Below are 6,489 nucleotides of genomic sequence, written 5' to 3' on the forward strand. Positions count from 1 at the left end.
GAGGTTTCCTTTATCAACCGTCTGTTTGGAATTCACGCCTAAATTGCGCATGGGGAAGGCTATTTGTGTCTTCACTCAACAGATGCAACAGAGCCCAATCGAGTATATTCACTTAGATTGTGGGCGCTGTTGCACAAATATGCTTTTGACGGGTAATTAGCTTTCCGCTTTTCAGCCAGTCTGCTTTTCATGCCGTTCAAACACAATGTCGATCGACGAGACAAGTTCACCAAAGCCAAATTTCGGGTCACCAACTGGTCAGCTTATAATGAAAGCCTGCGCCAGCGCTGATATTAACATTTGGATTGATAGCAGCGTTGCAGCAAATTGGAATGTAGCCCAGATAAAGCGGCGAGGCCGCCCGCCAAAGTTTGCTGACGTTGCCATAGAAACCTGCTTACAGCTGAGGGTAGTATTTGGTTTAGCCCTGCGCCAAACACAAGGGTTTGCGCGCACTGTGCTTAGATTGATGAAGCTGGATTTACCAGTTCCCGACTTCTCAACCCTTTCCCGTCGTGCTGGTGGTTTGAAACTTTTAAGTCTGAAGCGTCAGCTAACTGCTAGAACTGAACCTATCCATCTTGTCGTCGACAGCACGGGAGCGAAGATCTTTGGTGCCGGAGAATGGCAGAAAGCAAAGCATGGAGCTAAGCTAACGCGCAGAACATGGCGCAAACTCCACCTCGGCCTTGACTTGAAGAGCGGACAAATCCTGTGTTCTGAATTGACTCAGGAGAGCGTTGGGGACCCGACAGCATTACCAGGCCTTCTGGATCAGATTGATGGTCCAGTTGCCGCATTTCTTGGTGATGACGCTTATGACGGCCAGTCCACTAGACAAGAATTAGTGGACCGTTTTGAGGGCGTTAAAATTATCATTCCTCCACCAAAAACTGCGGTTCCCAGTCCTAAGGCTGAGATAAAGCCAATATCAGTGACACAGACATTTTTTGTATTCAAGAGAATGGCAAGATGGCTTGGCAGAAGCAAACTTGCTAAGGACGAAGATCTCGAGGAGAAACTTTGATGGGCCGCTTCAAGCACGTAATCGGCAACAAACTGAGGGCACGGAAATTTGAAAATCAGAGGACGGAAGCCAAGCTTGGTGTTGCCGCTCTCAACAAAATGACCAGCCTCGGACGACCCACGTTCGAGAAGGTCTCATGATGCCCACGTGTCGTGGGTTGGGCATAATTTAAACTGATTTCGAGTTATGCAACACGGCCGCCGCCAGATCTGCTTAGCGCAGTCGCAGAGGATGAGCTCCTTCGGCAATGAGATAATTGCGTCTTGCTGTTCTTGATTGCTCAGTATGTCCTCCGCCATTGCCAGAGGGTTTTCTGTTTTGACCGTTTCCGTTGTTCCCTAATTCACATAATGCACCTGCATTGTGAATTCTGATCATGCTTGCTCACCAGATGACTCTGAAATTAGAGAGTAACTTCGTTTGAAGGCGAGATTAGTTTGCTGCTACCTTTAGTTGTGCAAAAGAAATTAACAACTTTAATTTCACTTACAGCTGCCTCCTCACGTCATTTATTTCGCCGAACGAAGTTGTCTCGTTTTCGGATACTTTCTTTATTTTCAATCCGGTAAAGCCTTCTTCAAGAGGCTGTCTATCAGTCAATTTCGCAAACCTATGACGGGTACTGCTTCATTATCTTGGCGGCCAGCCTCAAAATTTGAGTATGCGTTCATTGACATAAATCTACAGCTCACGTAAGAACCTGCTCGAAATTTTTCGTTCTATTGGAGTTGATTATGCAAGTGATTGTCGGTGATCGATTTAATAATTTTGCGGAAGTGGCGGGTGCAATTACGACCCAAGACGCAATCCGTGGTTTGACAAATGGTGCAGCATACAAGGGCTTTATTCTCGGCCAAGGAGTGCATGATAAAGACGCTCATGTGATCTCAGTACTCTCTCGGGCACTGGGGCTTCCATGCATCTCATTGGCGGACGACCCCGCGAAAGCAGGCCGGGAGATCTGTCATAAGCACTTTCAGCACAATGAGTTAATCTCTTTCCCACGTAAGGTTGAAGACAATGTCTTTGAAGCAGATGTCCTCGTTGACGACCGAAACGAGATTATGTCTGACCATGTCACCGGGTGCCACTTACAGGGGATGTTGCTGATTGAGGGTATCCGGCAAATGTTTATTGCTGTGAGTGAGACCCAGTATGAGCATCTTGGCGTTCCGGTTGGTGGTTACGTCGTGTTTAATAAACTGGACGTGAAATTTGAGCAGTTTGCCTTCCCGATCGCTACGTCACTGCGTCAGACCGTAAACGATTTTACGCAGCCACGTGATGATCGCGCACGCTTTGTTGCAACCGTGGAGGTTTTTCAAGAGCAAGGGCGTGTTGCTACCGCTGAGGTCGATTACACGGTCTTTGAGAACACTTCACTCCAACCCAAGGAAGAAAAGCTAGCTCAGAAAGCTGTCCAGCGCTTGCTCACAAAATACGCGCCGGATCCTGTTACTCTGAATGAACTTGCTCAGCCACTGAAAGCGGTGGGGTAAGTTTGATGACCACAAGAATAAATGGGTTCGCATTTTTTGACGTTGACGAAACACTCGTTTGCGAAAAGACGATGTTTTCAATCCTGAATGAACTTGCTCTGCATTTTGTGAATTTGACCGCGGCTGACCTCATAAAGCATCTGCGCGATCTACGCCTGCAAGGCAGGCCCAGGGAAGATGTGAATCGCGCGTTTTACCATGCGCTTAAAGGCTTATCTCGGTGGGATACGCGTGCAATTGCAGCGACTTACATCGAAAAACGGGTGTTGCAGAATGAGTTTTATCCATTCTTCATTCCTGAAACCATAATGCGCTTGAAAGAGCTTCGTACAAATGGGTTCGAGCCAGTATTTGTGTCTGGCTCGGCATATGACTTCCTCTTCAAACTTGCTGAAACGCTAGGTGTTAATCATATCTTGGCAACAGAATTAGAAGTGGATGCCAACGGGGTATATACAGGCGAAATTGCCGGCCGATGCATGATCGGTGATGGCAAAACCGAGGCTGTGCGCGCTTTTATGCAGACACACCAAGCTGACCCAATGGTTTGTCATGCATATGGAGATCACATTTCTGATGCTGGCTTTATCAGCCTTGTTGGTAATGGATACTTTGTTGAAGGCAACTCGGATGCCGAGGCTCTCGCCGTCGAGCGGGGCTGGCCCATCATTCCACTCAAGAACCCAATAAACCAACTGGAGATGGCCCGATGAAGTCCTCGGTATTTTCGACACTGCCGCGCTTTGTTTTACTAACTGGTCTGGCCGGATGGATGACAATTGCGGTGCTGAATAATCTGACTGACCAGGGAACCAACATTATTCACCTGAGCAACATGCTCAGCATGCGGTTGCTAATTGAAGATCCTCTATTCGGCAATGGCTTAGAGTGGAGGGCTTGGGTTTCAGCTTCTCCGCAAGTGGTCCTGTATCTCGTGGCCGCGTGGCAGATGCTAACAGCGATTGCTCTTTGGGTCGCATCCTATCTGATGTTCCGAGCACTATGGCAGCCAGCCAGGTATTCCGCCGCCGTTAGCGGTGCCAATGTGGCGCTAACGATGTTTCTTTGTCTCTGGCTCTTCTTCCTGAGTGGGGGCTTATGGTTTGGATACTGGATGAAACAGGGTGCAATACAAGGCGTACATATGGCTCTTATCCTTATGTCCATCGCTACCCTCATTTTCATTAATCAGCCAAAACCTGAGCAGCTCGTTCGCTAGAGCACGGATACGGTTCAATTCTATGCAAATCGCCCTAGACTCATTCTTGATGGCTCACTATTATACAGTTAACGTTAGATAATGATTGGCGGGTTCAGGATGACAACGCAACTCATGAAAATTGGTGAACTCACCGAACGCGCTGGCGTGAGCTCGCGAACCGTTCACTACTATGAGAACCTGGGATTAATCTCACCGGTTCAACGTGATGGACCGAAACACAGACTGTACGAGCCAGAAGTCCTTCAGCGCTTGCAGAAGATTGCAGCTCTTAAGAAGCTTGGTCTCTCTCTCGAAGATATTGCTGGTGTTATTGACCTTTATTTTCAGAGTGATGCCGCGCCGTTATCGGGGAAAATCAAGGTTATTGAGATCCTTAAGGGGCAGCTGGAGAACGTAGATAAACAGATAGATGAGTTATCGGCTTTTCGCAGTGATCTGATCAAAAATATCAGTCACATGGAACGGCTCTATGGCGAAGCATTGATGCAGAAATCTTAACGGAAGCCGCTTTAGCGGCTTCATTTACCCCAAATCTACAGTTGACGTAAAATGAATATTTATCGATCTAATCTAATGCTGCTTGCGTTCATGGTGACAGGTGTTTCAGTGGTCGGGCAGCTTTATCTGACGATTCCACTCAATGCACCGTTGTCGGTCATGTTCGCTGTCAGGCAGGAATCTGCTGCATGGGCCGGTTCTGCGTTTGGTTTTGCCTATGCCACCGGCTTCCTGGTCTTTGGTCCTGTTTCCGACCGTTATGGACGGCGACGCGTTATATTGAGTGGACTGGCATGCCTGTTTGTTGCGACTGCAATGCTGTATTTTGCAGAAAGCCTTCCACAATTTTTGGCACTGCGCGTCATGCAAGGGTTTGCTGCCGCCAGCTTCCCTCCGGTAGCGCTATCAGTTATTGCAGAAACTTTGCCTATTCAAAGACGCGCACAAGGCGTAGCTTTTATGAGCTTTAGCTTTCTCGCCGCTGCACCTCTCGCGCAAATGGTTGGGGCGAGCGTTACCATCGCGCCTACACAGCTCATGCTCAGTTTATCGCCGATTTATTTGGTTTGTGCGCTTTGTCTGGCTCTGACCATTCCGGGAACGCGACATCCCCAATCCTCAGTTGATGCGCCCAAGAATGAAAGCGGACTGCTAAAGGGGCTCTTCAGTACCCCAAAAATTGTTTCCAGCTGGTGTGCGGCACTCACAGTGCTGTTTGGCTTCATTTCATTCCAGATTGGGTTATCCCTGCTTGCCCAAACAAAAGGTGTTGATGCGGAGCTAATCAAACTGGTGGGATTACCTGCATTGTTGCTGAGCCTTGCCTCAGGTAAGCTGTCTCAACGATTTACGCCAGAAAAGCTAGCGCTTGTGGGCCTTACAACAACGGCTGTCGGGCTGTTTTTAACGCTGGCAGGAACACCAGTCCTGCTCATAGCCTCGCTCATTATCTCAGCTGGTATTGCAATGGCTGTACCTGGATTGATTACCGTAATTGCCAGCAATGCTCAGCAGACCAATCGTGGGCTGGCCATGTCTCTTTACACCTTTTGCCTTTTCATCGGCGCCAGCGTTGCGCCTCCAACAGCAATAGCGCTGAACACTCTAAGTTTTGCCGCTTTGATTTCAGTCCCTGCAATCCTTCTTCTGCTTGCTGCATTCTTTATTTCTTTGGTTTCTCTGCAAGATAGACGGCAACAGGCAATATTGACTTCCAAATAAACAGACTGGGAGAATACAATGAATACAGTCGTAACTCTTTCGCTTTTTTTGATGGGTGCAACCCTGCCTGCAACTTATGAAACGTATCCAGAGGTTTCCGTTCGGGCTGATGGTGTTGAAGCAACTCTTACAAGGTCTGCTCTTCAAGATAAGCAGAACGCGCATCTGGGCGGTGAACACATCTCGCATATTGTTGCAGCCGACGGCAAACTTCTTGGATACGCTCGCATGACAAAGGAGATGGCGCAACCAGCTGTACTTCCAAGTCAGGAAGAAGCTCATGCGGTAGCAATGGATGTGCTGCGTACTTATGCACCCGACTTGCTAGAATCTCATAGGGTTCATTGGATTGCCCCGCATGATGAGACCATTACTGTGAACGAAGATGGCCAGAAGAAAGAACTTAAACTGACTGGAATGAAGGTGAAGATGCGGGCAACAACACCTGATCAGCTCTGGTTCTGGGTGATTGTGGGTCCTGAGAAACAGGTTATGGTTTTTGAACGGGACATCTTCTGGCGCACTATCCCCGGCAATCGCCGCACAGAGAAATGGTTACATGATAGTTGGCTCAAAAAGCAAAAGTCCGCCTTGAAGCAGTTGTGGCCACAACTGTAGAGTCTTTCCAAGCTTGAGTGGACTGGCCTGAAGAAAATGGAGAGCCTCTGTCTCACTATTTCTTTTTTGTCTCTCGAACGCTATTGGCGATTGATAGCCTAACGACGAGTGCCGCCTGATTGGATTGTAAAAGTCGTCAATGTAAAGGCCGAGTGCCTTTTCTGCCTTCTGACGAGTCTGAAAGGTAGTTCGCCACAACCTTTCAGACTTAATGGCCTTGAACTCGGTTTCCACCATGGAATTATCGAAGCAATTGCCCTTGCCGCTCATCGAAGGGGTAATCTTGTGCCTCGATAAGAGCCGCTGATAGGCTCTGTTGCATCTGTTGAGTGAAGACACAAATAGCCTTCCCCATGCGCAATTTAGGCGTGAATTCCAAACAGACGGTTGATAAAGGAAACCTC

The 6,489-nt window shown here is 48.2% G+C and carries 7 protein-coding genes and 1 pseudogene; 7 read left to right on the top strand and 1 reads right to left on the bottom strand.

All coding sequences use genetic code 11. The features are described from left to right. Positions 1 to 268: 268 nt before the first annotated feature. The 7 genes from BMZ51_RS22760 (at position 269) to BMZ51_RS24420 (ending at position 6,085) form a co-directional block, all read left to right on the top strand. Positions 269 to 1,027 (top strand): IS5 family transposase, encoded by a 759-nt coding sequence (locus BMZ51_RS22760; RefSeq protein WP_244277640.1) that lies wholly within the window; start codon positions 269 to 271, stop codon positions 1,025 to 1,027. A gap of 734 nt (positions 1,028 to 1,761) precedes the next feature. Continuing rightward, complete coding sequence (locus tag BMZ51_RS22765; protein WP_068009412.1) at positions 1,762 to 2,526, top strand: AfsA-related hotdog domain-containing protein; 765 nt, start codon at positions 1,762 to 1,764, stop codon at positions 2,524 to 2,526. A 5-nt stretch (positions 2,527 to 2,531) separates the two neighbouring features. Then, on the top strand, positions 2,532 to 3,239 hold the full coding sequence (locus BMZ51_RS22770) for an HAD family hydrolase (RefSeq protein WP_068009413.1): 708 nt from the start codon (positions 2,532 to 2,534) through the stop codon (positions 3,237 to 3,239). Next, the gene (locus BMZ51_RS22775; RefSeq protein ID WP_068009414.1) at positions 3,236 to 3,745 is read left to right on the top strand and encodes a DUF2165 family protein; all 510 of its coding nucleotides are present in this window, start codon (positions 3,236 to 3,238) and stop codon (positions 3,743 to 3,745) included. Before BMZ51_RS22770 ends, BMZ51_RS22775 begins: the two co-directional genes overlap by 4 nt. A gap of 99 nt (positions 3,746 to 3,844) precedes the next feature. Then, entirely contained in the window at positions 3,845 to 4,246 is a 402-nt protein-coding gene (locus BMZ51_RS22780) for a helix-turn-helix domain-containing protein (RefSeq protein WP_208979636.1), read from the top strand. Between the two features lie 51 nt (positions 4,247 to 4,297). Then, positions 4,298 to 5,467 carry an MFS transporter gene (locus tag BMZ51_RS22785; protein WP_082825702.1) on the top strand — a complete coding sequence of 390 codons (1,170 nt, stop codon included), beginning with the start codon at positions 4,298 to 4,300 and terminating at the stop codon, positions 5,465 to 5,467. An 18-nt stretch (positions 5,468 to 5,485) separates the two neighbouring features. Then, positions 5,486 to 6,085 (top strand): hypothetical protein, encoded by a 600-nt coding sequence (locus BMZ51_RS24420; protein WP_203416226.1) that lies wholly within the window; start codon positions 5,486 to 5,488, stop codon positions 6,083 to 6,085. 51 nt (positions 6,086 to 6,136) lie between these two features. Here the strand turns inward: BMZ51_RS24420 and BMZ51_RS23975 are convergent. Next, positions 6,137 to 6,406: pseudogene (locus BMZ51_RS23975) on the bottom strand (integrase core domain-containing protein); the annotation flags it as partial. Between the last annotated feature and the right edge of the window lie 83 nt (positions 6,407 to 6,489).

The sequence above is a fragment of the Pseudovibrio axinellae genome, from assembly GCF_900110875.1.
GTDB classification, from domain to species: Bacteria; Pseudomonadota; Alphaproteobacteria; order Rhizobiales; family Stappiaceae; genus Pseudovibrio; species Pseudovibrio axinellae.

Excerpts from the sequence above, each read along its gene's own strand:
- BMZ51_RS22775 (WP_068009414.1), top strand. The coding sequence starts at position 3,236 with ATGAAGTCCTCGGTATTTTCGACACTGCCGCGCTTTGTTTTACTAACT.
- BMZ51_RS22785 (WP_082825702.1), top strand. The coding sequence starts at position 4,298 with ATGAATATTTATCGATCTAATCTAATGCTGCTTGCGTTCATGGTGACA.
- BMZ51_RS24420 (WP_203416226.1), top strand. The coding sequence starts at position 5,486 with ATGAATACAGTCGTAACTCTTTCGCTTTTTTTGATGGGTGCAACCCTG.
- BMZ51_RS22760 (WP_244277640.1), top strand. The coding sequence starts at position 269 with ATGAAAGCCTGCGCCAGCGCTGATATTAACATTTGGATTGATAGCAGC.
- BMZ51_RS22780 (WP_208979636.1), top strand. The coding sequence starts at position 3,845 with ATGACAACGCAACTCATGAAAATTGGTGAACTCACCGAACGCGCTGGC.
- BMZ51_RS22765 (WP_068009412.1), top strand. The coding sequence starts at position 1,762 with ATGCAAGTGATTGTCGGTGATCGATTTAATAATTTTGCGGAAGTGGCG.
- BMZ51_RS22770 (WP_068009413.1), top strand. The coding sequence starts at position 2,532 with ATGACCACAAGAATAAATGGGTTCGCATTTTTTGACGTTGACGAAACA.